Source organism: Peptoniphilus sp. BV3AC2 (assembly GCF_000478945.1).
GTDB classification, from domain to species: Bacteria; Bacillota; Clostridia; order Tissierellales; family Peptoniphilaceae; genus Peptoniphilus_B; species Peptoniphilus_B duerdenii.
On the sequence record NZ_AWXD01000010.1, the window covers coordinates 1 to 1777 of the forward strand.

Sequence of the window (1777 nt, forward strand, 5' to 3'; positions counted from 1 at the left end):
GGATGGACTGTTCCGTCTTTGTCAATTCTTCCAACCACGACTTTATCAACTATGCTTTCAAATACTGTTCTGTTAAATTCCTCTATAATTTCTTTATTTTCTAAGACCTTTTTAAATTGCTTTAATCTTTCTTTAATAGAGTCTTCATCTTTTATCGTTAGTTCCAATGTTTTCTTTTCATCAAGTAATTCTTCTTTTTGTTTTGTTAGTTTTTTATACTTTTTAGCATAAACTTCTTCGTCTATACTATCTTCCAAATGAAGATCAACTAACTTTCTTTCTTGACTAATGATTCTGTTTAATTGGTTTTCTAACTTTTTCAAATCTTTGACCAAAGTCTCATCATTTATTTCTTCTTCAACAATCTTTAAAAAGTCATCTATTATTGTTGAATCTGCATGGCATAATTGCCTATAGCTTTCAACAAATGCTTTTTCTATTGCTGCTTCTTGTATTCCTTTTTAATGAGGGCAATATTTTTTGCCTTTTTTAGTTGACTTTACACATTGCCAGTTAATTTTTTTATAAATTGAACTAGTGTGCCATGTTCTTCTTGAAAGTATTTCACCACAAAATCCACATTCAAGCATACTTGAAAAAGCATATTGCCTTGATAGTTTCTCTCTTTTTCTATCCTTATTAGCAATGGTGTTTCTATTTTGTGCTCTCCTGAGTCTAATCTCCTGTGCCTTTTCGAAATATTCTTTTGATATAATCGGCTCGTGATGATTTTCGATGTGATATTTATCAGATTCCCCAAAGTTTGCTAGTCTTCTTTTTGTTATGGGATCAACTGTAAAAGTCTTTCCCATTAGTATATCACCAATATACTTTTCATTTTTAATTATTCCCAACACTGTAGTATCAGACCATTTTGTTTTACCTCTAGGGGTGAGATATCCTTGTTCTTCTAGTTCCCTGCCAATGACTGACCCGCCATTGCCCTCTAAATATCTTTTAAAGATATATCTAACAATTTTAGCTTCCTCTTCATTTATAGAAATACTTTTTGTTGTAGGGTCATAATCGTATCCAAGACAACCTTGAAAACCAATAAGCTCCCCCTTTTCCATTTTCATTTTCAGTCCTTTTTTCACATGGGCTGAGGTATTTTCTACTTCTTGTTGAGCTACTGAACTTAATATTGTTAGTAATAGCTCTCCATCCATTGTCAAAGTATCTATATTTTCTTCTTCAAATACTACACCAACATTATTTTCCTTTAGAAGCCTTACATATTTCAAAGTATCTAATGTGTTTCTAGCAAATCTTGATATAGATTTAGTAATTATCATGTCTATATCTCCATTTTGACAATCACTAATTAGTCTCATGAAATCTGCTCTTTTAGTAGCAGTTGTTCCTGTTGTTGCTTCATCTGCATATATACCAGCTAAAGTCCAGTTTTTATTATTTTTTATTAGATTTGTATAATAATCAACTTGCGATTTATATGATTCAAGTTGATCTTTACTATCTGTACTTACTCTTCAATAAGCTACGACACGTTTTAAATCTAAATATAGTGCATTTCTATTTCTTGCTCCTGTATTTGAAGCTTTTATTACTTTTACTTTAGTATTCATTTTACCTCCTTCCCATTTTGTATCTATTTACAGTGTTATTATATCATAAGATTAATTACTTTCTATCCATCTTCTTATAATCATTTTCTAACCTGTTCTTAATTTTTGTATATTCCTTACCATTAATTAATTTAAGATCATAAAGTCTACATAACATAGCAACTCTCATACCATAAATCTTTATTGCTTGC

At 30.2% G+C, this 1777-nt stretch carries 1 pseudogene; it reads right to left on the minus strand.

What is annotated here, in order from left to right:
- Positions 1–1586 (minus strand): annotated as a pseudogene (locus tag HMPREF1252_RS03670) (recombinase family protein); the annotation flags it as partial.
- Positions 1587–1777 lie beyond the last annotated feature (191 nt).